This is a genomic window from Candidatus Aquiluna sp. UB-MaderosW2red (assembly GCF_900100865.1).
In the GTDB taxonomy this organism is placed as follows: Bacteria; Actinomycetota; Actinomycetes; order Actinomycetales; family Microbacteriaceae; genus Aquiluna.
Window position 1 is genome coordinate 515111 of sequence record NZ_LT627734.1, and the last position, 26136, is coordinate 541246.

Sequence of the window (26136 nt, forward strand, 5' to 3'; positions counted from 1 at the left end):
AATAAATAACTATGGCTATTAAAGTAGAAAACTTCAGTGCACTTCGGGTTGGTCTAGCGACCTCCGAGGACATCCGTTCCTGGTCATCTGGTGAGGTAAAAAAGCCGGAGACCATCAACTACCGCACTCTCAAGCCTGAAAAAGACGGCCTGTTCTGCGAGAAGATCTTCGGTCCAACCAAGGACTGGGAGTGCTCTTGTGGAAAGTACAAGCGCGTTCGCTTCAAGGGCATCGTTTGTGAGCGTTGTGGCGTTGAAGTAACCAAGTCTTCGGTTCGTCGTGAGCGCATGGGTCACATTGAGCTTGCCGCTCCGGTTACCCACATCTGGTACTTCAAGGGTGTTCCATCGCGTTTGGGTTACCTACTCAACATGGCTCCAAAAGACCTAGAGAAGATCATTTACTTTGCCGCTTACCGCGTCATGGAAATCGATCATGAGCTCAAGACTGGCGAATACGACCTAGTGCGCGAGGAGTACGTATCCCGTATTCGCACACTGATTGATTCTCGCGAGGAAGAGTTCGAGGCCGCAGCCTCTGTAGAGATGGCAGAGCTTCGCGAACTAGGACTAGAGATGCAGATCTCCAATAAGTTCTGGGAAGCACCGCGCTGGATCGAGAAGCAGTTCTCCAAGGCCGTCGAGCAGCTAATCATTGCTGAGGAAAAGGATGTTGACGCATTCTGGTCTCCAAAGGCTTTGGCTATCGAAGTAGACACTGATGGTGATGACGCTGTGGTTCGCACCACCGATGAGGCCAAGAAGATCAAGAAGCTTCTGGCTGACTACAAGAAGAAGACCGACAAGATTGTTCGCGAATACGCTCGCCTAGAGCGCCCAGCAAACCTCCACAAGGAGCAGTTGGCTTGGAGAATGTTCCTTTCGGCTTCGGTTGGTCAGCTAATGCCAAACGATGTTGTCTTTGACCACTTCGACTACTACTTCTCCGACTATGTGATCACCTCAATTGGTGCCGAGGCAGTGCTTCAGGTTTTGGCCGCTTTTGATCTTGAAGGTGCTGCAGCTCAGCTTCGCGCTGAGATTGCAACCACCAAGGGTTCCAAGCAGACTCAGGCCATTAAGCGCTTGAAGGTTGTGAACAGCTTCTACCAGTCCGGAACCCCACCGACTTCGATGGTGCTATCGGTATTGCCAGTCTTGCCTCCAGAGATTCGCCCAATGGTTCAGCTAGATGGTGGCCGCTTTGCGACCTCCGATCTAAACGATCTTTACCGCAGGGTAATCAACCGCAATAACCGCCTAAAGCGCTTTGTTGACTTAGGTGCCGTGCCAAAGACCATTTTGAACAACGAGAAGCGCATGCTTCAAGAAGCGGTTGACGCGCTGTTCGATAACGGTCGTCGTGGCCGCGCTGTTACCGGAACCGGTAACCGCGCCCTCAAGTCACTGTCTGACCTACTAAAGGGTAAGCAGGGTCGTTTCCGTCAGAACCTATTGGGTAAGCGCGTTGACTACTCGGGTCGTTCGGTAATCGTGGTTGGTCCGCAGCTGAAGCTGCACCAGTGTGGTCTGCCAAAGTTGATGGCTCTTGAGCTATTCAAGCCCTATGTGATGAAGCGTCTGGTTGATCTGGGTCTGGCTCAGAACATCAAGAGCGCGAAGCGCATGGTTGAGCGTTCCCGCCCACAGGTTTGGGGAGTCCTTGAAGAGGTAATCCGCGAGCGTCCGGTGCTACTAAACCGTGCTCCTACCCTGCACCGTTTGGGAATACAGGCCTTTGAGCCGCTGCTAGTTGAGGGTAAGGCGATTCAGCTTCACCCGCTAGTTTGTGCTGCGTTCAACGCCGACTTCGATGGTGACCAGATGGCAGTTCACTTGCCGCTATCGGTTGAGGCTCAGGCCGAAGCTCGCATCTTGATGCTTGCTTCGAACAACATTCTGAAGCCATCTGATGGTCGTCCGGTTGCAACTCCGACCCAGGACATGATCATTGGTCTATTCCACCTAACCGCTGATCTTGAGGGTTCAGAGGGTGAGGGCCGCGCCTTTACTTCGATGGGCGAGGCTCAAATGGCTTATGACCTTGGTGGCCTAAACCTTGGTGCCAAGGTTCGGATTCGCATTGGATCAGAGCTGAAGGAGACCACCTTTGGTCGCGCGCTATTCAACGAGACACTGCCCGAGGCATACCCGTATGTCGAGATGCAGGTTGGCAAAAAGCAGCTGGGTCAGATTGTTTCTGACATGGTCGAGATGTTCTCTCGCACCCAGGTAGCTCAGTCGCTTGACATGCTAAAAGATGCCGGTTTCTACTGGGCCACCCGTTCGGGTGTTTCGATGGCCATCTCGGATGCAAACTTTGACCCGAAGGGCACCTTCGATAAGGAGCGTGCTTCTAGGATTGCGAAGGCTGAAAAGGCTCACACCAAGATTCAGGAAGCTTTTGACAACGGTCTAAAGTCTGACCTGGAGCGTCGTGACGAGCTTGGCGCCTTGTGGTTCAAGGAGACCGGTGAGATCGAGCAGCTATTGCGCGAATCGATTCCAAAGGACAACACCATCTATAAGATGGTGACCTCCGGTGCTCGTGGTAACTGGTTGCAGATTCGTTCGATCATGGGTATGCGTGGACCGGTTGCGACATCTTCTGGTGACTTTGCACCGATGCCGGTAAAGGGAAACTACCTACTTGGCCTAACCCCGCACGAGTACTTCATTAACGCGACCGGTGCCCGTAAGGGTAACGCCGACACCGCTATGAAGACCGCTGCCGCCGGTTACCTAACCCGTAGGTTGGTTGACGTGGCGCAGGATGTCATCATCCAGATCGATGACTGCGGTACCAACCGCGGTCTCGATAAGGACCTATTAGATGAAGACCAAGTTGAGCTGTCGATTGTCGGCCGCACAAACCTGATCGACATCAAAGACGGTAAGAACATCATTCACAAGGCTGGCGAAAACATCGACCACGCTGCAGTTCGCAGAATCAAGGAAGCTGGACACGAGACCATTACGGTTCGCAGCGTTTTGACCTGTGAGGCTGAAGCCGGTATTTGTGTAGCTTGCTACGGTGTTTCACTTGCGACCAACCAGAAGGTAACCGTTGGTGAAGCCATCGGAATTATCGCTGCTCAGTCAATCGGTGAACCGGGTACTCAGCTAACAATGCGTACCTTCCACACCGGTGGTGCAGCGTCATCGGCTAAGAAGCAGACCATTTTGAAGTCAATCGGTGGTCAGAAGGTTCGTGTTGAGCGTCTGATTTCCTATGACATCACCCAGGGCCTAAACGGTGTTACCGACCTCTTGGAAGCCCGCGTTGGTTGGCGTCAGGCTGGCAAGGTCGCCGTGATGGCCTTCTGGAATGGTCAGGTTGACATCGTGGAGAAGGTCTCTCTAACCGGAGCCAAGAGCTACGAGGTCTATGTTCGCCCGCAGGGTGAGGCAGCTGAGAAAGAAGCCGAGTCATTGGCTTTGCAGTACAGCTTCTCCCGCACCGCATCAAAGACCTTCAAAAAGCTCTCTCCTTTCCTTCCAATCACCACGGTTAGCTCACTGGGCGACTTGGTTGTTGAAAAGGGTGACAGCGTTGAAGCCGGAGACTACCTAGTGGATGGAACTCCAATTCCCCACGAGGTATTGATGATCAAGGGTGCCCGTGAAGCGGCAGCCGAGATCATCCGCGGTGTTCAGGCGATCTATGGTTCTCAGGGTGTGCCACTGCACGATAAGCACCTCGAGGTTATTGTTCGTCAGATGCTAAACAAGGTGACCGTTATCGATTCTGGTGACACCGAGATGCTGCCAGGTGAGGTTATTGACCGTCAGCGTTTTGCCGTCAAGAACCGTGCCGCAGTTGCCCAGGGCTTGCGCCCAGCATCTGCTCGCCAGGAGGTTATGGGTATGACCCGTGCCTCATTGGCAGCGCAGTCTTGGCTATCGGCGGCCTCCTTCCAGGAGACCACTCGAGTGCTAACTCAAGCAGCCTTGGATAAGCGCGAAGACAAGCTGGTAGGTCTAAAAGAGAACGTGATCATTGGAAAGCTAATTCCAGCTGGTACCGGTCTTGCCACCTACCGCAACTTCGAGGTCGATGGCACCGAAGAGGCAAAGGCAGAGCGCTATCCAAACCGGATCTGGTCTGATGCAGCATTTGATGCAACCGATCTAGAATCCCAAGAGCTCTCACTGTCGCTTGCGGATCCATTCGCAATCGATGAGAACTAATAAGCATTAGTTAGAAAAGGGCCCACCGATTAACGGTGGGCCCTTTTTACATTTAATAACCCCGGGCATTTCTAACTGGGTAACGCGATAAGTTTTCTGATCAGAGCAACTAGAACCTCTGGTTTCACTTCGGCAACGCTCGGCTTTCGCTGAGAACCCACTCGATCCGCGAGTTTGTGAAGTGACACCTGTGCGTCAAACCTCGCAGCTTGGCTTGGCTTGGACAGTGTCCAGGTGTCCTGAAATTCGGGCTGATAGCTGTGGGCGATCTGCAAAAGATTATAAATATCAACCAAATCCTTATCAGCCAATCGGCTTTGGAAGGCGAGTGCTTTGATTACCAGCGCTATTTCGACACTTGGCACTCGGGCCTCAAATTCTAGGGTTTGATTATTGGTAAGAACCGCATGGGCTCGAATCAAAATCGGCGCTGCACTCAACGCTAAATAAATCCCCGGCACCGCATCGAAGGCCCGGGCTCCCAGTATTTCTTGCGAGAATTTACCGTCGAAAGATGGTACGAGTAGGTCTATTTGTTGACCGCTCATGATGTAAGAGTTGCCATAAGTGGCCTTCTAGCCAGCGGCCTCGAATTCAGCATGGAGCGCACCCGAAGCTGCCATCGAAATATCAATCGCCAGATCTGCGTCGACTGTTCTGCGCAAAACCTGGCCAGGAGTCGGGAACAAATGCATGAGTAGATCAACCATTTGGCCGCCCACAATCCGCACGTTGTGCGGTGCTGTAATTGCACAAGCATCTCTGAGGGCGCAGTAGGCCAAATCATCGGCTGCGCTGGTGGAAATAAGCTTTATAACTTTAGCTCCCATTCGAATCCCGTCTTTTTTCTAATTCGGCCAATAGTGTCGAGACTGCCTCCCGGGAATCGGCGCCCTTGGAGTTATCGAGATCGTATGCAATCAGTAGAGCATCAGCTAGTCGGGTGTGCCCAAGTGCTTTTGAAAGTGTCCAGACGGTTGGATCACCGGGAATCACCTCGATCAGCGTTCCGGCGACTGGGTCTGATTCGGCGAAGCCGAGTTCTCCCAGACCGAGCTCAGATGGCGAGTAGACAACCCCGGTGCGTGGAGTCTTCCAAGGGGCCAGCTGGTCCGCAGCCAGATCACCGGAGATTAATGCCCTTGGTCGGTTTTGAGCTATCCGCGCACCTTGAGTCATGATTGGATCCAACGAGAACCAGTGCCTTCGAATCCCCCCAGGGCCCGGGTAGTTGAGAAGAAATTCGTCGGTAACGCTTCGAAAGCTATTGGCGACCCAGCCGCCTTTAGTCTTATGCACAATTTCTCTCAGCGAGCTGAGCGCAGCTGAAACTGCGGGTTGACTCACCCCGAGTTCTTGAGCAAGCTGAGCCTGAGACCGGGGAGTGCTCCGCAGAGCCAGCGATCGGAGCAGCCCGAACCTAACCCATGGAAATTTGATTGCGGGGCGCTTCAAATCAGTATTAGCGGATTGGGTCCCAGTGGTCAAGCAAGCTCCGTGCAGCCAAATTTCACCGGTTCTTAGAGCAATTAGGCCGAGTCTCGAATCTCTAGAAGCCAGAACACGCAACCCGGGCGTGATTTTTGGAATCACATAGAGAGAGACTGCTGTTTTTAAAGAAGCGATCTGGGCGGGCGACGGGACGGTGTGTCGCAGATATATTTTAGCTAACCTGCCGCCTATCAATAGCCGGTCGGCACCGAGCGCCTCGATGATGACCCCTTGGCCCCGCAACATGTCGATTCCCTCACCCAGAGTGAAGTCTGACCCAAGTTGACTCATACTTATAAGCATAAACAGATAAATGCATTTTTGCTTATAAAAGAGAAAATTAATACTTACCGTTTTTGACATCCTATGAAAGGAGATTTTTTGCGTCATAAAAACATTTGACCCTAGCCCAGTGGAGTCTGTATGCTTGTAAAGGTTCATGTAAGTGCGTGAATTAGACCCAAGCCCTCGCAATCGCTGAGGCGCCGGTCAACAAAACTTCTGCAAAAGCCTTTTCTGGCGTGCCGAAGGAAACTAGAACAAGGAGTACTAGTGCCAACAATTCAGCAGTTGGTTCGCAAGGGTCGTAGCCCAAAGGTCATCAAGACCAAGGCGCCCGCTCTAAAGGCGAACCCACAGCAGCGCGGTGTGTGTACCCGCGTCTACACCACTACCCCAAAGAAGCCGAACTCGGCGCTTCGCAAGGTAGCACGTGTCAAGCTTTCAAACGGTGTCGAAGTAACCGCCTACATCCCAGGCGAGGGCCACAACCTGCAGGAGCACTCCATGGTGCTGGTGCGCGGTGGCCGTGTGAAAGACCTACCGGGTGTTCGTTACAAGATTGTCCGCGGTGCACTAGACACCCAGGCAGTAAAAGGTCGCCAGCAGGCTCGTAGCCACTATGGCGCTAAGAAGGGTAAGTAAGTTAGATGCCACGTAAAGGCCCAGTAGTAAAGCGCCCGGTTGTTAATGACCCGGTTTACGGCTCCCCAGTAGTTTCTCAGTTGGTAAACAAGATCCTCCTCGATGGCAAAAAGTCCATTGCGGAGTCAATTGTTTACGGCGCCCTAGAGGGCACCAACCGCAAGACCGGCGACGACCCAGTAGTTCTTTTGAAGAAAGCTTTGGACAACGTTCGCCCAACCGTAGAGGTTCGCTCTCGTCGTGTTGGTGGTTCGACCTACCAGGTTCCAATTGAAGTCAAGAGCCACCGCGCCAACACTTTGGCAATGCGTTGGTTGGTTTCATACGCTAAGCAGCGTCGTGAAAAGACAATGACCGAGCGTCTAATGAACGAGATCCTTGATGCATCCAACGGCCTGGGTGCCGCTGTGAAGCGTCGCGAGGACACTCACAAGATGGCAGAGTCCAACAAGGCATTCGCGCACTACCGCTGGTAAGCGCTACCGCATCCGTCGATTTCGCTGCTCTGGCAGCGAATTGAGACGGATGCACCACTTAACAACCAACTGAAACACTTATATTCGGAGGCAAACGTGGCACAAGAAGTGCTCACCGACCTGAACAAGGTTCGTAACATCGGCATCATGGCTCACATCGATGCTGGTAAGACAACTACCACTGAGAGAATCTTGTTTTACACCGGTATCACCCACAAGATCGGTGAGGTGCACGACGGTGCTGCGACCATGGACTGGATGGAGCAGGAGCAAGAGCGCGGTATCACCATTACCTCGGCAGCTACCACCTGTTTCTGGGACACAAACCAGATCAACATTATTGACACCCCGGGCCACGTGGACTTCACCGTTGAGGTAGAGCGTTCATTGCGTGTGCTTGATGGTGCAGTTGCGGTTTTCGACGCTAAAGAGGGTGTTGAGCCACAGTCTGAGACCGTTTGGCGTCAGGCCGATAAGTACGACGTACCAAGGATTTGCTTTGTCAACAAGATGGACAAGATGGGTGCAGATTTCTACTTCACCGTCAAGACCATTGTTGACCGCCTAGGCGCTAAGCCGCTAGTTATTCAGCTACCGATTGGTGCCGAGAGCGCCTTTGAAGGCATGGTTGACCTAGTTCAGATGCGCGCGATTACCTATCGCGGAGATGTCGAAATGGGTGCCAAGTATGAAATCGAAGAGATTCCTGCAAGCATGCTGGAAATGGCGAAGGAATACCACGCCAAGATTCTTGAGGCGGTAGCCGACACCTCTGAAGCTCTCATGGAGAAATTCTTCAACGGTGAGGAAATGACCGTTGCCGAGATCAAGGCCGGCATTCGCCACTTGACCGTTAGTTCTTTGATGTACCCAATTCTTTGTGGTTCGGCTTTTAAGAACAAGGGCGTCCAGCCGATGCTGGACGCGGTTGTTGACTACTTGCCATCACCGCTTGATGTGGATTCGGTTGAGGGAGGCGATCCTCGCGACGAGGAGAAGCGTCTGCACCGCAAGCCAGATGTCAACGAGCCTTTTGCGGCGCTAGCCTTCAAGGTAATGACACACCCATTCTTTGGCCGGCTTACTTACATCCGGGTTTACTCTGGGCACGCCTCTTCTGGAGCTCAGGTCATTAACTCGACTAAGGGTCGCAAGGAGCGTATTGGAAAGCTTTTCCAGATGCACGCCAATAAAGAGAATCCAGTTGATTCGGTAACCACCGGTCACATCTACGCTGCCATCGGGCTGAAGGACACCACAACCGGTGACACCCTTTGTGATCCAGACCACCAAATTGTTCTGGAGAACATGACGTTCCCCGAGCCAGTTATTTCGGTTGCTATTGAGCCAAAGACCAAGGCCGACCAGGAGAAGCTGGGGCTAGCGATTCAGAAGCTAGCCGAAGAGGACCCAACCTTCCGCGTTGAGCACAACCACGAGACCGGTCAGACCGTTATCTCGGGCATGGGTGAGCTCCACTTGGACATCCTGGTAGACCGGATGCGTCGCGAGTTCAAGGTTGAGGCGAACGTTGGTAAGCCACAGGTTGCGTACCGTGAGACGATTCGCCGCACGGTGGAAAAGCACGACTACACTCACAAGAAGCAGACCGGTGGTTCAGGTCAGTTCGCGAAGGTGCAGATCAAGCTTGAGCCAATCCCGGTTGAAGGCGACAAGATTTATGAGTTTGTTGACGGAGTATCTGGTGGCCGTATTCCTCGTGAGTACATCCCTTCGGTAGATGCGGGTATGAGGGACGCAATGCTGTCCGGCGTGCTAGCTGGTTACCCGGTAGTTGGCGTCAAGGCAACTTTGCTGGATGGCGCTTACCACGATGTTGACTCATCTGAAATGGCCTTCAAGCTTGCAGGATCGATGGTATTCAAAGAAGCCGCCCGTCTTGCCAACCCAGTTCTGCTCGAGCCGATTATGGCCGTCGAGGTTCGCACCCCTGAGGAATACATGGGTGATGTAATCGGTGACCTGAACTCGCGTCGTGGGCAGATTCAATCGATGGAGGATGCTTCAGGCGTGAAGGTAGTTCGCGCCCAGGTCCCGCTGTCGGAAATGTTCGGTTACGTCGGTGACCTACGTTCCAAGACCTCCGGTCGTGCTGTCTACTCAATGACATTCAGCACTTACGCAGAGGTTCCGAAGAACGTTGCCGAAGAGATCGTTCAGAAGGCCAAAGGCGAGTAAGGCGTAGCCCCTCAAATTTGACTACAATAGTAAGTCTGTAAAAAACCAAATCAGAGTCGGCCACCTGGTCGATGATTTACAAAGGATCCATCAGGAGGACCCAAATGGCTAAGGCGAAATTCGAGCGCACAAAGCCGCACGTCAACATCGGAACCATTGGTCACGTAGACCACGGTAAGACCACTCTGACTGCGGCAATTACAAAAGTACTTCACGACAAGTTCCCAACCCTGAACGCTGCATTTGCGTTCGACCAGATTGACAACTCCCCAGAGGAGAAGCAACGCGGTATTACCATCAACATCTCACACGTCGAGTACCAAACCGAGAAGCGCCACTACGCACACGTAGACGCACCGGGCCACGCTGACTACATCAAGAACATGATCACCGGCGCGGCACAGATGGACGGAGCAATTCTTGTAGTTGCTGCAACCGACGGCCCAATGCCGCAGACCAAGGAGCACGTGCTTTTGGCTCGCCAGGTTGGTGTTCCTTACATCGTTGTGGCTCTGAACAAGGCCGACATGGTTGATGACGAAGAAATTTTGGAGCTAGTAGAGGTGGAGGTTCGCGAACTTCTTTCCATGTACGAATTCCCAGGCGATGACGCACCAGTGGTGCGCGTCTCCGGCCTAAAGGCTCTAGAGGGCGATGCTCACTGGGGCGAGCAGGTCATGAAGCTTATGGATGCTTGTGATGAGTTCATTCCACAGCCAGTGCGCGACCTAGAGAAGGCATTCCTAATGCCGGTCGAGGACGTCTTCACAATCACTGGTCGTGGAACAGTTATCACCGGCAAGATCGAGCGCGGTACCGTAAAGGTTTCCGACGAGGTCGAAATCGTTGGTATCCGCGACAAGCAGAAGACCACCGTTACCGGTATCGAGATGTTCCGCAAGCTTTTGGATTACGCAGAGGCCGGCGAGAACGTTGGACTATTGCTACGTGGCACCAAGCGTGAAGATGTAGAGCGCGGCCAGGTTGTTTGCAAGCCAGGCTCGATCACTCCTCACACCAACTTCGAGGGCAACGTCTATATCCTTTCCAAGGATGAGGGTGGCCGTCACAACCCGTTCTACGCAAACTACCGCCCACAGTTCTACTTCCGTACCACCGACGTCACTGGTGTTATCACCTTGCCGACCGGTACTGAAATGGTTATGCCTGGTGATACCACCGAGATGACCGTAGACCTGATTCAGCCAATCGCCATGGAAGAGGGCCTTCGGTTCGCTATCCGTGAGGGTGGCCGTACCGTAGGTGCCGGAACCGTAGTAAAGATCAACAAGTAATCTTTTAGATCACTTCAAATAAACCCCGCAGAGCGATCTGTGGGGTTTATTTGTTTAAGAGAGAATCACGCCCCGCTTGGCTGCGGTGAGTTTTTCGAGTCGCTGTGCGCCCAGCTTCCCGGCCAACGGGTGGGGACCAAACCTCGCGGTTGCGGAAGGCGCCTTCAAAAAAGTGGAGTCCAATTTGATGGAAGCTCATCCGTCATAGTGGACATCGCAATTTTCTGCTAGACACTCTGAGATATGAACCGACTTAGGCTTTACGGATGCTAATTAACTCAAGGCCAGTGAAATTGAGCACCCGAACTGGTATTACGGTGAGTCGAACAATCCCACATCGAAACCTAAAGACCATCTCAGCTTGGTGTTTTGTCGATCACTTCGGCCCCACAGAGCAAACTGAAGCCATGGTCGTAGCGGCGCATCCGCACACTGGTCTTCAGACAGTTACCTGGCTTTTCGAAGGTGAAATTGAGCACCGAGACAGCATCGGTAGCAATCAAGCAATTCGGCCGGGTCAACTTAATTTAATGACCGCCGGTTTTGGCATTTCCCACAGTGAGCTCTCTTTAGCTACAACTGATTCTTTGCATGCGGTGCAGCTCTGGATAGCACTCCCAGAGGAGTCATTGAACATTGCTCCAAGTTTCGAGCATCACGTGGAGCTGCCAGTAGTTACTGCAGCAGGGTTTCGAGCTACGGTCTTGATTGGCGAGTTGCTGGGCATAAAGAGTCCTGCCACCAGCTTCACAGACCTGGTTGGCGCGGAGCTGATTATTGAACCTGGTACGCACCGGATCGAGCTGCGGACTGATTATGAATATGGGTTTGTTTTGATAGCTGGAACTGCCAAGGCTCAGGGTGAGGATTTAGCTGTGTCAGACCTGCTTTATGTGGCGCGAGGGGAGAGCACAATTGAAATTTCGAGCAGTTCGGGCGCAACCTTGATGCTTCTGGGAGGTGTTCCACTGAAGGAGAAGATAATAATGTGGTGGAACTTCATTGGCCGAAGTCATCAAGATGTTGTTGATGCTCGCGAGGCTTGGAACACTCGGTCATATCGTTTCGGAGAATTCGAAGATCAAATTGGCGGCTGGATCCCAGCACCCGAGCTTCCCGGAGTAAGGCTTCAGGCTAGATAGCCTCAAGTTTGAGCTCGAGGACGCCTCGCATGAAAATTACCCAAAAAACAAGCCGCCTTTAACTTGCACTGTCACCTTGGACTATGGCAGTATTGAAGAGTTCGTGAGTATTCACATCGTTTGGTGTGGACCACTGATGGTCCTTGCACAGGAAACTGGGCCGGCTATCAGCTAAGAACCAAAAAATTTATCTGAGATTAAATTCCTGGGTGATTTGCGAGTTGTGAAATTCGTTTGCCATTCAGAGTGCGAGCTCGGATCGTGCCCTAGAAATAGGGCGTTGACATAAAAACAGTGCATCAGCATTACGGCGGTCAAGGGTATTTGCGTTCTCGCAAATCGAATTGGCTCCAAAACCTGTGTGGCGTAAAAGACCACCTAGATAGATACGGAAGCGAGTCACTATGGCGGCTAACAAAATCCGCATTCGACTGAAGTCGTATGATCACGAGATCATCGACGCCTCGGCGAGCAAAATCGTCGACACGGTCACCCGCGCCGGTGCAAAGGTAGTAGGCCCAGTGCCACTGCCCACCGACAAGAACATCATTACGGTGATTCGTTCACCGCATAAGTACAAGGACAGCCGTGAGCACTTTGAGATGCGTACCCACAAGCGCCTCATTGACATTATCGACCCAACGCCTAAGGCAGTCGATTCGCTGATGCGCTTGGACCTCCCAGCCGATGTCAACATCGAGATCAAACTCTAAGGATTCGAAAATGAGCATAGGGATTAGAAACGTGAAGGGTCTGCTGGGCAAAAAGCTAGGCATGACTCAGGCTTGGGACGAAAACAACAAGATTGTTCCAATCACAGTCGTTGAGGCTGGCGAAAACGTCATCACTCAAATAAAGAATTCAGAAAAAGACGGCTACCTAGCGATTCAGATTGCTTATGGAGCTATCGACCCACGCAAGGTTGATAAGCCAACTTCTGGCCACTTTGCCAAAGCGGGCTCAACACCTCGTCGCTTTCTGGCCGAGATTCGCACCTCAGACGCAGACAGCTACACCGTGGGCCAGACCCTCGGTGTGAATATCTTCGAGGTCGGCATGAAGCTAGACGTAGTTGGAACTTCAAAGGGTAAGGGTTTTGCCGGTGTTATGAAACGCCACGGCTTCTCCGGTATCCACGCTAGCCATGGTGCGCACAAGAACCACCGTAAGCCCGGCTCCATCGGTGCCGGTACCACACCATCCAAGGTCATCAAGGGCAAGAAGATGCCTGGCCGGATGGGTGGGGACCAAGTCACCACAATGAATCTAACCCTGCACGGTGTTGACCTTGAAAGAGGCCTACTGCTAATCAAGGGTGCCGTCCCAGGTCCTAAGGGCCAGTTGGTGTTTGTTCGCAACGCCGTTAAGGAGAGCAACTAATGGCTACCGTTGACCTAATCGACGTAAAGGGTAAAAAGTCAGGCACCGTTGAGCTCCCAGAGGTGCTTTTCGATGTTCAGACCAACGTCCCACTAATTCACCAGGTGGTTGTTGCGCAGCTTGCAGCAGCTCGTCAGGGAACCCAGTCCACGCTTCGTCGTGGAGAGGTTTCCGGTAGCGGTAAGAAGCCTTTTAAGCAAAAGGGAACCGGTCGCGCTCGTCAGGGTTCGATCCGGATGCCACAGCACCGCGGTGGTGGAGTTATCCACGGTCCAAAGCCTCGTGACTACTCACAGCGCACCCCCAAGAAGATGATTGTTGCAGCGCTTCGCGGTGCACTCAGTGACCGTGCTCGTAATGGCCGCATCTCGGTAATTGACCAGTTCGCAATTGGAACTGCTCCTTCAACCAAGGCCGCGCAGAGCTTCTTGGCCCAGATCGCCACCTCGAAGAACATTCTTGTGGTGCTGGATCGTCAGGATGAGGTTTCTTATCTGAGCCTGCGCAACCTTCCAATGGTGCACGTTTTGCCAGTTGACCAGCTCAACGCGTATGACGTACTGCACTCGGATGACATCGTGTTCACCGCAGCGGCGCTTAGCTCCTTTGTCGAGGCAAACACCAGAAATGAGGAGGTCAGCGCATGAGTTCAATTCAAAAAGACCCACGCGACGTAATCATCAAGCCAATCATCTCGGAGAAGAGTTACTCCTTGATCGATCAGGGTAAGTACACCTTCGAGGTGGACCCACGATCGAACAAAACCGAGATCAAGCAGGCTATTGAGCAGATTTTCACCGTGAAGGTGGACACCATCAACACGCTGAACCGTCAGGGCAAGACCCGCAAGACCAAGTTCGGCATGGGAAAGCGCAAGGACACCAAGCGTGCGATTGTGTCACTCAAGTCCGGCTCCATCGACATCTTTACCTACATCGGCTAAGGGGATAACTAACTAATGGGTATTCGTAAGTACAAGCCAACCACGCCAGGGCGTCGTGGGTCATCTGTTGCAGACTTTGCAGAGATCACTCGCTCCACTCCCGAGAAGTCACTTTTGAGGCCGCTGCCAAAAACTGGTGGTCGCAACTCAACTGGCCGCATCACCACTCGCCACATCGGTGGAGGCCACAAGCGCCAGTACCGCGTGATTGACTTCCGTCGTCACGATAAAGATGGCATCCCGGCCAAGGTCGCTCACATTGAGTACGACCCGAACCGCACCGCAAGAATTGCACTGATCCACTACATCGATGGCGCCAAGCGCTACATCATTGCCCCAAATAAGCTAAAACAGGGCGATGTTATCGAGCAGGGACCACAGGCAGACATCAAGCCGGGTAACAACTTGCCACTGAAGAACATCCCAGTCGGTACCGTTATCCACGCTATCGAACTAAAGCCAGGCGGCGGTGCCAAGATGGCCCGCTCAGCTGGAGCTTCGGTTCGTCTAGTCGCCAAGGATGGCCCTAACGCCCAGCTGCGTTTGCCATCCGGTGAGATCCGCAACGTTGATGCCAACTGCCGAGCAACCATAGGTGAGGTCGGCAACGCCGAGCAGTCCAACATCAACTGGGGTAAGGCTGGCCGCATGCGCTGGAAGGGCGTTCGCCCAACCGTTCGTGGTGTAGCCATGAACCCGGTAGACCACCCACACGGTGGTGGTGAGGGTAAGACCTCCGGTGGTCGTCACCCGGTAACCCCTTGGGGTCAGAAAGAAGGACGCACGCGTAAGCCGAACCTTCCATCTGATAAGCAAATCGTTCGTCGTCGCTACGCCGGCAAGAAGTAGGAGATCCGTAGATGCCAAGAAGTTTGAAGAAGGGTCCTTTCGTAGACGAGCACCTAATGAAAAAGGTGCGAGTTCAGAACGAAGTGAACACCAAGAACGTGATCAAGACCTGGTCACGCCGCTCGATGATTGTTCCAGCCATGCTGGGCCACACCATTGCAGTTCACGATGGACGCAAGCACATCCCAGTTTTCGTAACCGAAAACATGGTTGGTCACAAGCTTGGAGAATTCGCACCAACCAGAACCTTCCGTGGTCACGTGAAGGACGACAAGAAGGGTCGCCGCGGCTAAGCCGGGGCGTCTAGAGAGTAAAGGAAAGATCGATGGAAGCTACCGCCAAAGTGCGTAACATCCGCGTGACCCCAATGAAGGCTCGCCGCGTCGTCAACTTGATTCGCGGAAAGCAGGCCACTGAGGCCCTAGGGATTTTGAAGTTCGCCCCCCAAGCAGCATCTGAGCCAATTTATAAGCTCGTTGCCGCTGCGGTTGCAAACGCCAAGGTCAAGGGCGAAAAAGTCGGTGCCATTGTGGACCAGGACGACCTAATTATTTCGCAGGCTTTTGTGGATGATGGTGTGACGCTCAAGCGTTTCCGCCCGCGTGCTCAGGGTCGTGCATTTCGAATCAATAAGCGCACCAGCCACATCACCGTGGTTGTTTCTACCCCGGACGAGTTGAACAAAAAGGCAGGTAAGTAATGGGCCAGAAAGTAAATCCCTACGGCTTCCGCCTAGGCATCACCACTGAGCACCGCTCACGCTGGTTCGCCGACTCAACCAAAAAGGGTCAGCGCTATTCAGATTACGTAATCGAGGATGTCAACATCCGCGCTTACTTGCAGGAGAAGCTAGATCGTGCGGGAATCTCTCGTATCGAGCTAGAAAGAACCCGCGACCGAGTTCGGGTTGATATCTTCGCCGCTCGTCCAGGACTGGTCATTGGCCGTCGTGGCGCAGAGGCTGAGGGTCTTCGTACCGACTTGGAGAAGCTAACCGGCAAGCAGGTCTTGCTGAACATTCTTGAGGTCAAGAACCCAGAGCAGGATGCTCAGCTAGTCGCCCAGGGCGTTGCAGAACAGCTTGCTGCTCGTGTGGCTTTCCGCCGCGCAATGCGTAAGGGAATTCAAGGGGCACTTCGTTCCGGTGCAAAGGGTATTCGTATCCAGTGCTCGGGTCGGCTAGGTGGCGCTGAAATGTCGCGCAGCGAGTTCTACCGTGAGGGCCGCGTGCCACTTCACACTCTTCGCTCCAACATTGACTACGGCTTCTACGAGGCCAAGACGACCTTTGGTCGCATCGGTGTCAAGGTTTGGATCTATAAGGGTGACATGACCCAGAAGGAGCTTGCGATTTTGCAGGCCAACCAACGCGGTCCTCGCCCAGCTGCTGCCGGAGGCCGTCGTGGCCCACGCAACGAGGCTGCCCCCGCTGCAGCAGGAAGTGAAGCCAAATAATGTTGATTCCTAGAAAAGTTAGGCACCGCAAGCAGCACAGCCCGAAGCGTTCGGGCCACGCTACTGGTGGCACCGTAGTGTCATTTGGCGAGTGGGGTATTCAGGCTTTGACTCCTGCGTATCTAACCAACCGTCAGATTGAGTCTGCACGTATTGCAATGACTCGCCACATCAAGCGTGGCGGCAAGGTCTGGATCAACGTGTTTCCTGACCGCCCACTAACCAAGAAGCCAGCCGAAACCCGCATGGGTTCCGGTAAGGGTTCTCCTGAGTGGTGGGTAGTAAACGTGAAGCCTGGCCGCGTGCTCTTTGAGCTTGCCGGGGTTTCTGACATTGTTGCCAAAGAGGCACTGACTCGTGCGATCCACAAGCTTCCGCTAAAGGCTCGCATCATCAAGCGTGAAGAAGGTGACGCATAATGATTGGTTCCAAAAACCTGACTCCGCAGGACCTCGACAAGATCGAAGACTCCCTGCTGATTGAAGAGTTGCGCAAGGCAAAGGAAGAGCTATTTAACCTGCGCTTTCAGTCCGCAACTGGACAGCTTGACAACCACGGCCGAGTAAGGGCAGTGAAGCGTGACATCTCTCGCATCCACACCGTTATTCGCGAGCGCGAGCTTGGCATTCGTGCCGTGCCTGTGCCGGTTGTCGCAGCACCGAAGACCACTAAAAAGGCAGCTGCTAAGCCAGCTGAGGAGGCATAAAAATGGCCGAAGAGACTAAGAAGCCAGCAGCCAAGGCTGCGGCACCCAAGGTTGCAAAGCCAAAGGTCGCAAAAGTAGCTAAAGAAGTTGTCGCATTAGATCGCGGTGACCGCAAGACCCGTCGTGGTTATGTGGTTAGCGACAAGATGGACAAGACGATTGTTGTGTTGGTTGAGGACCGCAAGAAGCACCCGCTTTACGGCAAGGTGCTTCGAGTTTCCAAAAAGGTCAAGGCTCACGATGAGAACAACACTGCAGGTATTGGAGATCTAGTCGTAATCGACGAGACCCGTCCACTATCCGCCACCAAGAACTGGCGCCTGGTCGAGATCCTCGAGCGAGCTAAGTAATAAAACCCAAGTAACAAACCTAGGAATAGCGGTCGGTAATCGTTATTCAATAACAAGGAGATAAAGTGCTACAACAAGAATCCAGGATGAAGGTTGCCGACAACACCGGCGCCAAGGAGCTATTGACCATTCGTGTATTGGGCGGTTCAATGCGCCGCTACGCGGGTCTAGGCGACACCATCGTTGCTACCGTGAAAGATGCGATCCCGGGCGGTAACGTCAAAAAGGGTGAGGTCGTCAAGGCAGTAATCGTTCGCACCAAAAAAGAGACCCGTCGTCCAGATGGCTCATACATCAAATTCGATGAGAACGCAGCCGTCATCATCAAAAACGATGGCGAACCACGCGGAACCCGCATCTTTGGCCCAATCGGCCGCGAGCTTCGCGATAAGAAGTTCATGAAGATCATTTCACTTGCCCCGGAGGTGCTATAAATTATGGCGAACATTAAAAAGGGCGATCTAGTTCAGATCATGACCGGTGCCACGACAGCACGAGGTGGCTATCGCGGCAAGCAGGGCACAGTTTTAGCCGTTATCAAAGAGACCGATAAGGTCATCGTTGAAGGCGTAAACCTAGTCAAGAAGCACCAGAAGATTGGGCAGACCGATCGTGGTTCGAAGACTGGCGGCATCATCACCATTGAGGCGCCAATCCACATTTCCAACGTGGCATTGATCGATCCATCGACCAAGAAGCCAACCAAGGTTGGTTACTTGCTGGAAAAAGACGCCACCACTGGCAAAATCAAAAAGACCCGAGTCGCACGCAAGACTGGGAAGGCAATCTAATGGCTACAGCAACCAAGAAGGCTGCAGAGTCAGCGAAAATTGCACCAAGGCTAAAGACTCGCTACCGCAGCGAAATCGTGGCTCACCTAACCGAAGAATTCAAGTTCAACAACCCGATGCAGGTCCCTGGTTTGACCAAGATCGTTGTGAACATGGGTGTTGGACAGGCTGCCAAAGAGGGCAAGCTGATCGAGGGAGCAATCCGCGATCTAATTGCCATCACCGGCCAGAAGCCTCAGGTTAACTTGGCTCGTAAGTCAATTGCCCAGTTCAAGCTTCGCGAGGGGCAGCCAATTGGTGCACACGTAACCCTTCGTGGTGACCGGATGTGGGAATTTTTGGATCGCTTGCTTTCGCTATCCCTACCTCGTATTCGCGACTTCCGCGGGCTTTCAGCTACTCAGTTTGATGGCCACGGTAACTACACCTTCGGTTTGTCGGAGCAGTCAATGTTCCACGAGATCGACATCGACAAGATTGACCACGTTCGCGGAATGGACATCACCGTGGTGACCACCGCGGCCAACGACGATGAAGGTAGAGCGCTTCTAAAAGCTCTCGGCTTCCCGTTCAAGGCCTAAAACCCCCGATTGAGAAAGGTCCAGGAGCTTGTAAAGCGCCTTTGGAAACCACCTCGAGAAAGAAGATGCATAAATGACAATGACAGATCCGGTAGCAGATTTTCTGACCCGGGTACGCAATGCGAATAGTGCCTCGCACGATTCGCTGAGCCTCCCATATTCCAAACTCAAGGGTGCAATCTCGGAGATTCTGAAGTCAGAGGGTTACATCGCTGATTTCAAGGTTGAAGACGCCAAGGTTGGTAAGACACTGACCATCCACCTAAAGTTCGGTGCGAAGCGCGAATCCAGCATCACTGGTATCAAGCGCGTCTCCAAGCCAGGTCTTCGCGTCTACGCGAAGTCAACTGAAATGCCACGCGTTCTCGGTGGTCTTGGAGTTGCAATTTTGTCCACCTCTAGCGGTCTTCTAACCGATCGCCAGGCTTCTAAGAAGGGAGTAGGTGGGGAAGTCCTCGCCTACATCTGGTAAGTAGATATGTCACGTATTGGAAAAATGCCAATCTCGCTTCCAGCGGGCGTTACCGTCATAATCGATGGCCAGAAGGTTGCAGTCAAGGGACCCAAGGGAGAGCTTCACCTAGTCATCTCCGAGCCAATTAAGGTTGCACTCGAGGAGAACGAGGTTTTGGTTTCGCGTCCAGATGACGAGGCCAAGTCCAAGTCACTTCACGGTCTTTCAAGAACTCTGATTGCAAACAACGTTCACGGTGTTTCTATTGGCTTCACAAAGACTCTAGAAATCGTGGGTACCGGTTACCGTGCAGCAGCTAAGGGCGCAACAGTTGAGTTGGCGCTTGGCTTTAGCCACCCGGTAGTTGTCACTCCACCCGAAGGCGTCATTTTGACCGTCGAGGGAAACACCAAGATTGTTGTCTCCGGTGTAGATAAGCAGGCCGTTGGTGAGATGGCTGCAAATATTCGCAAGCTGCGCAAGCCCGAGCCTTATAAGGGCAAGGGTGTTCGCTACGAAGGCGAACGCGTCCGTCGCAAGGCTGGAAAGGCTGGTAAGTAATCATGGGTCTAGGAACTAGAGGCAAGTCAAAGGCAGCGGCTCGCGGCCGTCGTCACGCAAGACTACGTAAGCGGATTGAGGGCAGCGCAAGCCGCCCACGTCTGGTCGTAACACGCAGCGCCCGCCACGTATTCGTTCAGGTAGTGGATGATTCCAAGGGTCACACCCTGGCATCGGCTTCGACCATGGAAGTTGAACTTCGCAAGGCGGATGGCACCAAGACCGATAAGTCGGCACTGGTTGGCAAGTTGATTGCCGAGCGTGCAAAAAAGGCCGGGGTCACCGAGGTTGTCTTCGACCGTGGCGGTAACCGCTATGCAGGTCGCGTCGCAGCAATTGCTGACGCAGCCCGCGAGGAAGGACTCGTACTGTGAGCCAAGACAAGAAGGAAGAGACAACCGTGGCAGAAGCTACTGTGGGCGCAACCGAATTAGCAGCAGTGGAAGCAACTGTTGTTACCCCGGAGGTCACAACAACTGTTGATCCCAACGAGCGTGAAGCCCGCCGTGGTTCGCGTGATCGTGGTCCCCGTAATGACCGCGGAGCCCGTGAAGAGGTTAAGAGCCAGTTCCTAGAGCGCGTTGTTCACATCAACCGCGTCTCCAAGGTGGTCAAGGGTGGTCGTCGTTTCTCTTTCACAGCACTAGTTGTGGTTGGAGACGGTGAGGGAGTAGTCGGCGTTGGTTACGGCAAGGCTAAAGAAGTTCCTGCCGCGATCGCAAAGGGTGTCGAAGAGGCAAAGAAGAACTTCTTCAATGTCCCCCGCGCCGGATCAACAATTCCTCACCCGGTTCAGGGAGAGAAGGCTGCCGGTGTGGTTCTATTGCGCCCAGCTTCTGAGGGAACCGGTGTTATCGCTGGAGGTCCAGTTCGAGCAGTTCTCGAGTGTGCGGGTATCCACGATGTGCTTTCAAAGTCATTGGGATCCACAAACGTCCTAAACATCGTCCACGCAACCGTTGCAGCATTGCGCCAGCTCGAAGAGCCAGCAGCTGTTGCAGCGCGTCGCGGCAAGACACTTGCAGAGGTAGCACCACCACGCCTATTGCCTAAGGTCGAAAAGGCAGGTGCCTAATCATGGCCGCTCGTCTAAAAGTTACCCAATTAAAAAGTTCAAACGGTGGCAAGCAGAACCAGCGCGATTCACTTCGCACCCTGGGTCTCAAGCGAATCGGTGACATCGTAGTTCGTGAGGACACCTTGAGTGTCCGCGGACTCGTAAACACCGTCGCCCACCTCGTCAAGGTTGAGGAGATTGACTAATGGCCGAAGAAAAGAAGCCAGCCGCAAAGGCCGCACCAAAAACCGCTGCTGCAAAGCCAGCTGTTAAGGCCGCAGCCCCAAAGGCACCAGCCGCTAAAGCTGCCGCACCAAAGACTGCTGTGCCAAAGACTGCTGCTGCAAAGCCAGCAGCCGACAAAGCTGAGCCAAAAACTGCTGCTGCAAAGCCAGCGGTGAAGGTGGTTCAGAAGGCTGCCGTTGCCCCAAAGGCAAAGAAGTCGACTCCAAAAAAGACTGACCAGGAAAAGGCTGATAGATCTCAGATCCTGAAGTTGCACCACCTTCGCCCGGCACCGGGTGCCAAGAAGGATAAGACTCGTAAGGGTCTTGGTGAAGGATCAAAGGGTAAGACTGCCGGTCGTGGTACCAAGGGAACCGGTGCTCGCACCACAGTTCGTCTTGGCTTCGAAGGTGGAGGCGTGAACCTAGTTATGCGTACCCCTAAACTTCGTGGTTTCAAGAACCCATTCCGGGTGGAGTACCAGGTGGTTAACCTTGAGAAGCTCAGTGAGCTTTACCCCAAGGGTGGCGCTGTGACAGTTTCCGACCTAGTCTCAAAGGGTGCAGTTCGCAAGGGCGAGCCTGTAAAGGTCCTAGGTAACGGCGACATCTCAGTTAAGCTGGACATCAATGTTGACAAAGTTTCTGCGTCAGCCAAGACCAAGGTTGAAGCTGCCGGCGGTAGCGTCGGCGCATAATTGATTCAAGGGGAGTAGGTTCACTTTGTTTAGTGCAATTGCACGCGCATTCCGGACACCGGATTTGCGCAATAAGTTAGCTTTCACGCTCGGCATGATTGCAGTCTTCCGTTTGGGTTCGTTTATTCCGACCCCAAACGTTGACTACTCGAATGTTCAGCAATGTTTGGCTCAGAGCGAGTCAACATCTGGCTTATATGAACTCGTGAACCTCTTCTCCGGCGGCGCGCTGCTGCAGCTTTCGATCTTTGCACTGGGCATCATGCCTTATATCACAGCCTCCATCATCACTCAGCTGTTGCGCGTTGTTATTCCTCGCTTTGAGACCCTTCACAAAGAGGGACCACAGGGCCAGGCAAAACTTACCCAGTACACCCGCTACCTAACAATCGCCTTGGGTCTATTGCAGGCAACTACTTTGATTGCGGTGGCCAGGCAGGGCGCGCTATTTGGTGCGGACTGTACCCTCCCGATTCTGGTTGACACCGGACCGCTGGCAATTTCTCTGATGGTCATGACCATGACTGCTGGAACCGGTTTGATCATGTGGATTGGTGAGCTCATCACCGAGCGCGGTGTTGGTAATGGAATGTCTCTTCTAATCTTTACTTCCATCGCATCTACCTTCCCAGCTTCGCTACTGCAGATTCTTCAGACTCGTTCAATCGAGATCTTCATCATCGTGATGGCTGTTGGATTCTTAGTAGTTGCTTTGGTTGTGTTGGTTGAGCAGTCCCAGCGCCGTATCCCGGTTCAGTATGCCAAGCGCATGGTTGGTCGCAAGGCCTACGGTGGTCAGTCAACCTACATTCCAGTGAAGGTCAACACCGCGGGTGTTATCCCGGTTATCTTCGCATCCTCAATGCTTTATTTGCCGGCGCTTCTGGCCCAGTTCTCGCAGCCAGATGCCAATGGTCAGGTTGCCCCTTGGGTCACTTGGATTTCTACCTATTTGGTCAGTGGTGACAACCCGCTTTACATGGCGATTTACTTCCTCATGATTGTTGGATTCACGTACTTCTATGTGGCTATCACTTTGAATCCTGAAGAGATAAGCGACAACATGAAGAAGTACGGTGGCTTTATTCCAGGTATTCGTGCCGGTAGACCGACCACTGAGTACCTGCAATACGTAATCTCTAGAATCACAGCTCCCGGCGCTATCTACCTGGGTCTGATCGCCCTAATTCCGCTAGTTGCCTTTACCGCAATCGGGACCAACCAAAACTTCCCATTCGGCGGTACCTCAATCTTGATTATTGTGGGTGTCGGTTTGGAGACCGTCAAGCAGATCAACGCCCAGATGCAGCAGCGTAACTATGAGGGCTTGCTGAAATGACCCGCCTCCTACTAATCGGCCCCCCGGGTGCCGGGAAGGGGACCCAGGCAGTTTTATTGGCAGCGCACTTTGGTATTCCAGCAATCTCAACCGGAGACATCTTTCGCTCTAATGTGAAAAATGAAACTCCGCTGGGCGTTGAGGCCAAGGGCTATATGGATCGCGGCGAATATGTGCCGAGCACTCTCACCAACGCACTGATCAGGGACCGACTTTCGCAACCGGATGCTAAAAGAGGCTTCCTGCTAGATGGTTATCCAAGAACCGCGGATCAGGTAGCTGAATTAGATAAAATCCTTGTCGAGAGCTCCGCCAGACTCGATGTCGTGGTGCAGCTAAGAGCTGACAATAAGGAACTTGTGCGCCGTTTGGCGCATCGCGCCGAGGTTGAGGGTAGGGGCGATGACACCCCCGATGTGATCGCCAGAAGGCTCGATGTTTATGACGAGCAAACTGCTCCACTGATTGATATCTATGTTTCCCGAGGGCTTGTTGCGATGATTGATGGCTTGGGGGAGATCGAATTGGTCACCAAGCGCATTATCGAGGCCTTGAACGCCCGCGGCCTAGAACTAGATGCGTAAAAAATACGAACTTAAATCGGAGGACCAGATTCGCAAGATGCGAATCGCCGGGCTGCTCACAGCTGAAGCTCTCAAAAACGTAAAAGCTGCAATGCGTCCCGGAGTCACGACCCTGGAGCTTGATCGAATTGCTGAAAAGACAATTCGTGATGGCGGGGGAATCCCAAACTTTCAGTTAGTGCCAGGCTACTCCCACACCATCTGCGCTTCGATAAACGCCGAGGTAGTCCACGGAATACCTTCTTCCAAGACGCTAAAAGCTGGAGACATGATCTCGGTGGATTGTGGTGCTGAGGTTGATGGTTGGAACGGCGATAGTGCCTTCACTTTCATAGTCCCCGGTGGGGATGCAGGTCTAGCTAAAAAGCGCCAAGAACTCTCTGATGCCTGTGAGGGCTCACTCTGGGCAGGGATTGCTGCCCTAGCCAAGGCTAAGCGGCTCAACGAAGTTGGCGTTGCGATTGAAGAGTTCGTAGGCTCGAAGGGCAACTTTGGCATCTTGGAGCAATATGTCGGTCACGGCATTGGTCGTTCGATGCACGAGGACCCGGCAGTGTTCAACTACCGGGTTCGTGATCTAGGTCCAAAGGTGGAGCCCGGGTTATGCGTTGCGATAGAGCCCATGATCACCGCGGGTGACCAAGAGACATTCGTGGCAAAAGACGACTGGACCGTCGAGACTTCAGACGGCGGCGATGGGGCCCACTGGGAGCATTCGGTCGCGGTTCACTCCAAAGGCATCTGGGTTCTAACTGCGGTTGATGGCGGAGTGGCCGGACTGGCTCCTTTTGGAGTGGTGCCGGTAGTTCTTTAGCTCTGAAATTAGCGATTCGCCGATTATCGGGGGTACCCCGCGGTGCCAATCGGGCGGCTTATGCGCTCGCGAGGGAGAATTCTGGCTGAGATTAGCTAATTCATCGGTAATTGGGCGGCATTTTGCAAAGATTCCACTGGCGCTTGGTGCAAATAGCCCCTAGGATTGCATCTTGGTGTTTCTGCGCAAATACAACTTCCGTTTTTTCTGGTTTTTGTTTCTGCGTGTTCGTGACGCTAACAATAAAGTAGCGAATAAGTGAGTGCATGGCCAATAAAGACGGCGTAATTGAGATCGAAGGCTCGGTCGTAGAAGCTTTACCGAACGCAATGTTTCGTGTGGAGCTGACCAATGGACACCTAGTCCTTGCTCACATCTCAGGAAAAATGAGACAGCACTACATCCGCATCCTCCCTGAGGACCGCGTGATTGTTGAGCTTTCTACCTACGACCTGACTCGCGGCCGCATAATTTACCGGTACAAGTAGAGAGTAAGAGCATGAAGGTTAACCCAAGCGTTAAGAAAATCTGCGATAAGTGCAAGGTTATTCGTCGTCACGGAAACGTGATGATCATTTGCGAGAACCCTCGTCACAAGCAGCGCCAGGGCTAATAAGCCCTACCCATAACTAAATAGCAAGGCATTGCAAAGTTGTAAGACTTCGCCCCCGGTAGAAGGCCGGGGCTTGATCTAGCCAGATTGAGACCGTGATGCCAAAGACCTTCTATAAAAACAAGGAATTAAAATGGCACGTATTGCTGGAGTAGATATTCCTCGCGATAAGCGAGTGGTTATCTCCCTTACCTACATCTATGGCATTGGTCGAACTCGTTCATCCGAGATTCTCGAGACCACCAAGATTTCAGAAGAACTTCGAGTCAAGGACCTCACCGACGATCAGCTCATCGCTCTTCGTGAAGTAATCGAAAAGGGTTACAAGGTTGAGGGTGATCTTCGTCGTGAAGTTGCAGCCGACATTCGCCGCAAGGTTGAGATTGGTTCATATCAAGGAATTCGTCACCGCAAGGGCCTACCGGTCCACGGTCAGCGCACCAAAACCAACGCTCGCACTCGCAAGGGTCCAAAGCGCACGGTTGCCGGTAAGAAAAAGGTTGCCCGCTAGTCGCGGCTCAGGGATCTAGGAGATAAAAAATGGCAGCACCTAAGACATCCGCAGCGGCCCGCAAGCCCCGCCGCAAGGACAAGAAGAACGTTCCACTTGGTCAGGCTCACATCCGCTCGACATTCAACAACACAATCATCACCATCACCGATCAAACCGGAGCAGTTATCTCTTGGTCTTCCTCGGGCGATGTCGGGTTTAAGGGTTCACGTAAGTCGACCCCTTATGCCGCTCAGATGGCGGCCGAATCTGCAGCCCGCAAGGCTCAGGAGCACGGCCTCAAGAAGGTTGATGTATTCGTGAAGGGCCCAGGCTCTGGTCGCGAGACTGCAATTCGTTCGCTTCAGGCCGCAGGCCTTGAGGTTGGCTCGATTTCCGATGTGACTCCACAGGCTCACAACGGTTGCCGCCCACCGAAGCGCCGCCGCGTCTAAATAGCTTTCCAATAACTAAAGATTCACGCATCCAGGTGCCCGCCTGGATGAGTCAAAACGAGTAGCAAATAGTGG

General features: G+C 53.1%; 36 protein-coding genes. 33 read left to right on the forward strand and 3 right to left on the reverse strand.

The window, feature by feature from the left end:
* The first annotated feature begins 11 nt into the window (after nucleotides 1–11).
* Nucleotides 12–4190 (forward strand): DNA-directed RNA polymerase subunit beta', encoded by a 4179-nt coding sequence (gene rpoC, locus BLP47_RS02640; RefSeq protein WP_157671429.1) that lies wholly within the window; start codon nucleotides 12–14, stop codon nucleotides 4188–4190.
* Nucleotides 4191–4261: 71 nt separating this feature from the next.
* Here rpoC and BLP47_RS02645 read toward each other — a convergent pair whose 3' ends face one another.
* From BLP47_RS02645 to BLP47_RS02655, 3 genes are read right to left on the reverse strand one after another with little or no spacing between them, the layout of a single operon-like run.
* The gene (locus BLP47_RS02645) at nucleotides 4262–4738 is read right to left on the reverse strand and encodes a hypothetical protein (protein WP_091850105.1); all 477 of its coding nucleotides are present in this window, start codon (nucleotides 4736–4738) and stop codon (nucleotides 4262–4264) included.
* A gap of 27 nt (nucleotides 4739–4765) precedes the next feature.
* Nucleotides 4766–5020: a hypothetical protein gene (locus BLP47_RS02650; RefSeq protein WP_091850107.1), complete on the reverse strand. Its 255-nt coding sequence runs from the start codon at nucleotides 5018–5020 to the stop codon at nucleotides 4766–4768.
* Complete coding sequence (locus tag BLP47_RS02655) at nucleotides 5010–5972, reverse strand: helix-turn-helix domain-containing protein (RefSeq protein ID WP_091850109.1); 963 nt, start codon at nucleotides 5970–5972, stop codon at nucleotides 5010–5012. Before BLP47_RS02655 ends, BLP47_RS02650 begins: the two co-directional genes overlap by 11 nt.
* Before the next feature lie 261 nt (nucleotides 5973–6233).
* Between BLP47_RS02655 and rpsL the strand changes: the two genes are divergently transcribed.
* The 32 genes from rpsL to rpsK all read left to right on the forward strand — a co-directional run bounded on the left by rpsL (nucleotide 6234) and on the right by rpsK (nucleotide 26061).
* Nucleotides 6234–6605 (forward strand): 30S ribosomal protein S12, encoded by a 372-nt coding sequence (gene rpsL, locus BLP47_RS02660; protein WP_091850111.1) that lies wholly within the window; start codon nucleotides 6234–6236, stop codon nucleotides 6603–6605.
* Nucleotides 6606–6610: 5 nt separating this feature from the next.
* A complete protein-coding gene (gene rpsG, locus BLP47_RS02665; protein WP_091850113.1) occupies nucleotides 6611–7081 on the forward strand; it encodes a 30S ribosomal protein S7 in 471 nt (156 codons plus the stop codon).
* 96 nt (nucleotides 7082–7177) lie between these two features.
* Complete coding sequence (gene fusA / locus BLP47_RS02670) at nucleotides 7178–9280, forward strand: elongation factor G (RefSeq protein ID WP_091850115.1); 2103 nt, start codon at nucleotides 7178–7180, stop codon at nucleotides 9278–9280.
* 104 nt (nucleotides 9281–9384) lie between these two features.
* Complete coding sequence (tuf, locus tag BLP47_RS02675; RefSeq protein WP_091850117.1) at nucleotides 9385–10575, forward strand: elongation factor Tu; 1191 nt, start codon at nucleotides 9385–9387, stop codon at nucleotides 10573–10575.
* 266 nt (nucleotides 10576–10841) lie between these two features.
* Complete coding sequence (locus BLP47_RS02680) at nucleotides 10842–11717, forward strand: pirin family protein (protein WP_091850119.1); 876 nt, start codon at nucleotides 10842–10844, stop codon at nucleotides 11715–11717.
* 404 nt (nucleotides 11718–12121) lie between these two features.
* A complete protein-coding gene (gene rpsJ / locus BLP47_RS02685; RefSeq protein ID WP_091850121.1) occupies nucleotides 12122–12430 on the forward strand; it encodes a 30S ribosomal protein S10 in 309 nt (102 codons plus the stop codon).
* A 10-nt stretch (nucleotides 12431–12440) separates the two neighbouring features.
* On the forward strand, nucleotides 12441–13097 hold the full coding sequence (gene rplC, locus BLP47_RS02690) for a 50S ribosomal protein L3 (RefSeq protein WP_091850123.1): 657 nt from the start codon (nucleotides 12441–12443) through the stop codon (nucleotides 13095–13097).
* Entirely contained in the window at nucleotides 13097–13744 is a 648-nt protein-coding gene (gene rplD / locus BLP47_RS02695; RefSeq protein WP_091850125.1) for a 50S ribosomal protein L4, read from the forward strand. The genes rplC and rplD overlap by 1 nt, the downstream gene beginning before the upstream one ends.
* Nucleotides 13741–14040, forward strand: a complete 300-nt coding sequence (rplW, locus tag BLP47_RS02700) for a 50S ribosomal protein L23 (protein ID WP_091850127.1) — start codon at nucleotides 13741–13743, stop codon at nucleotides 14038–14040. Before rplD ends, rplW begins: the two co-directional genes overlap by 4 nt.
* A 15-nt stretch (nucleotides 14041–14055) precedes the next feature.
* Nucleotides 14056–14889: a 50S ribosomal protein L2 gene (rplB, locus tag BLP47_RS02705; RefSeq protein WP_091850129.1), complete on the forward strand. Its 834-nt coding sequence runs from the start codon at nucleotides 14056–14058 to the stop codon at nucleotides 14887–14889.
* Between the two features lie 11 nt (nucleotides 14890–14900).
* Nucleotides 14901–15182 carry a 30S ribosomal protein S19 gene (gene rpsS / locus BLP47_RS02710; protein WP_091850131.1) on the forward strand — a complete coding sequence of 94 codons (282 nt, stop codon included), beginning with the start codon at nucleotides 14901–14903 and terminating at the stop codon, nucleotides 15180–15182.
* A gap of 32 nt (nucleotides 15183–15214) precedes the next feature.
* Nucleotides 15215–15589, forward strand: a complete 375-nt coding sequence (gene rplV / locus BLP47_RS02715; protein WP_091850133.1) for a 50S ribosomal protein L22 — start codon at nucleotides 15215–15217, stop codon at nucleotides 15587–15589.
* Complete coding sequence (gene rpsC / locus BLP47_RS02720; RefSeq protein ID WP_091850135.1) at nucleotides 15589–16344, forward strand: 30S ribosomal protein S3; 756 nt, start codon at nucleotides 15589–15591, stop codon at nucleotides 16342–16344. The genes rplV and rpsC overlap by 1 nt, the downstream gene beginning before the upstream one ends.
* Nucleotides 16344–16763: a 50S ribosomal protein L16 gene (rplP, locus tag BLP47_RS02725; RefSeq protein ID WP_091850137.1), complete on the forward strand. Its 420-nt coding sequence runs from the start codon at nucleotides 16344–16346 to the stop codon at nucleotides 16761–16763. The genes rpsC and rplP overlap by 1 nt, the downstream gene beginning before the upstream one ends.
* Nucleotides 16760–17050, forward strand: coding sequence for a 50S ribosomal protein L29 (gene rpmC, locus BLP47_RS02730; RefSeq protein ID WP_091850139.1), 291 nt, complete (start codon nucleotides 16760–16762; stop codon nucleotides 17048–17050). Before rplP ends, rpmC begins: the two co-directional genes overlap by 4 nt.
* Before the next feature lie 2 nt (nucleotides 17051–17052).
* Complete coding sequence (rpsQ, locus tag BLP47_RS02735; RefSeq protein ID WP_091850141.1) at nucleotides 17053–17400, forward strand: 30S ribosomal protein S17; 348 nt, start codon at nucleotides 17053–17055, stop codon at nucleotides 17398–17400.
* A gap of 65 nt (nucleotides 17401–17465) precedes the next feature.
* Nucleotides 17466–17834 (forward strand): 50S ribosomal protein L14, encoded by a 369-nt coding sequence (rplN, locus tag BLP47_RS02740; RefSeq protein ID WP_091850143.1) that lies wholly within the window; start codon nucleotides 17466–17468, stop codon nucleotides 17832–17834.
* 3 nt (nucleotides 17835–17837) lie between these two features.
* Entirely contained in the window at nucleotides 17838–18191 is a 354-nt protein-coding gene (gene rplX, locus BLP47_RS02745; protein WP_091850145.1) for a 50S ribosomal protein L24, read from the forward strand.
* Nucleotides 18191–18772 (forward strand): 50S ribosomal protein L5, encoded by a 582-nt coding sequence (rplE, locus tag BLP47_RS02750; RefSeq protein WP_091850147.1) that lies wholly within the window; start codon nucleotides 18191–18193, stop codon nucleotides 18770–18772. Before rplX ends, rplE begins: the two co-directional genes overlap by 1 nt.
* Before the next feature lie 73 nt (nucleotides 18773–18845).
* A complete protein-coding gene (gene rpsH / locus BLP47_RS02755; RefSeq protein WP_091850149.1) occupies nucleotides 18846–19244 on the forward strand; it encodes a 30S ribosomal protein S8 in 399 nt (132 codons plus the stop codon).
* Nucleotides 19245–19250: 6 nt separating this feature from the next.
* A complete protein-coding gene (gene rplF / locus BLP47_RS02760; RefSeq protein ID WP_091850151.1) occupies nucleotides 19251–19787 on the forward strand; it encodes a 50S ribosomal protein L6 in 537 nt (178 codons plus the stop codon).
* 2 nt (nucleotides 19788–19789) lie between these two features.
* Nucleotides 19790–20161: a 50S ribosomal protein L18 gene (rplR, locus tag BLP47_RS02765; protein WP_091850153.1), complete on the forward strand. Its 372-nt coding sequence runs from the start codon at nucleotides 19790–19792 to the stop codon at nucleotides 20159–20161.
* Nucleotides 20158–20862, forward strand: coding sequence for a 30S ribosomal protein S5 (gene rpsE, locus BLP47_RS02770; RefSeq protein WP_371325796.1), 705 nt, complete (start codon nucleotides 20158–20160; stop codon nucleotides 20860–20862). The genes rplR and rpsE overlap by 4 nt, the downstream gene beginning before the upstream one ends.
* Before the next feature lie 2 nt (nucleotides 20863–20864).
* Nucleotides 20865–21050: a 50S ribosomal protein L30 gene (gene rpmD, locus BLP47_RS02775; protein ID WP_091850155.1), complete on the forward strand. Its 186-nt coding sequence runs from the start codon at nucleotides 20865–20867 to the stop codon at nucleotides 21048–21050.
* A complete protein-coding gene (gene rplO, locus BLP47_RS02780) occupies nucleotides 21050–21766 on the forward strand; it encodes a 50S ribosomal protein L15 (RefSeq protein WP_091850157.1) in 717 nt (238 codons plus the stop codon). The genes rpmD and rplO overlap by 1 nt, the downstream gene beginning before the upstream one ends.
* 25 nt (nucleotides 21767–21791) lie before the next feature.
* Nucleotides 21792–23105, forward strand: a complete 1314-nt coding sequence (gene secY, locus BLP47_RS02785; RefSeq protein WP_091850159.1) for a preprotein translocase subunit SecY — start codon at nucleotides 21792–21794, stop codon at nucleotides 23103–23105.
* Nucleotides 23102–23689: an adenylate kinase gene (locus tag BLP47_RS02790; RefSeq protein WP_091850161.1), complete on the forward strand. Its 588-nt coding sequence runs from the start codon at nucleotides 23102–23104 to the stop codon at nucleotides 23687–23689. The genes secY and BLP47_RS02790 overlap by 4 nt, the downstream gene beginning before the upstream one ends.
* Nucleotides 23682–24503: a type I methionyl aminopeptidase gene (map, locus tag BLP47_RS02795; RefSeq protein WP_091850163.1), complete on the forward strand. Its 822-nt coding sequence runs from the start codon at nucleotides 23682–23684 to the stop codon at nucleotides 24501–24503. The genes BLP47_RS02790 and map overlap by 8 nt, the downstream gene beginning before the upstream one ends.
* 266 nt (nucleotides 24504–24769) lie before the next feature.
* Nucleotides 24770–24991 (forward strand): translation initiation factor IF-1, encoded by a 222-nt coding sequence (gene infA, locus BLP47_RS02800; protein ID WP_091850165.1) that lies wholly within the window; start codon nucleotides 24770–24772, stop codon nucleotides 24989–24991.
* A gap of 11 nt (nucleotides 24992–25002) precedes the next feature.
* Nucleotides 25003–25116 carry a 50S ribosomal protein L36 gene (gene rpmJ, locus BLP47_RS02805; protein ID WP_091850168.1) on the forward strand — a complete coding sequence of 38 codons (114 nt, stop codon included), beginning with the start codon at nucleotides 25003–25005 and terminating at the stop codon, nucleotides 25114–25116.
* Nucleotides 25117–25249: 133 nt separating this feature from the next.
* Nucleotides 25250–25627 carry a 30S ribosomal protein S13 gene (gene rpsM / locus BLP47_RS02810; RefSeq protein WP_091850170.1) on the forward strand — a complete coding sequence of 126 codons (378 nt, stop codon included), beginning with the start codon at nucleotides 25250–25252 and terminating at the stop codon, nucleotides 25625–25627.
* Between the two features lie 29 nt (nucleotides 25628–25656).
* Nucleotides 25657–26061, forward strand: coding sequence for a 30S ribosomal protein S11 (rpsK, locus tag BLP47_RS02815; RefSeq protein ID WP_091850172.1), 405 nt, complete (start codon nucleotides 25657–25659; stop codon nucleotides 26059–26061).
* Nucleotides 26062–26136 lie beyond the last annotated feature (75 nt).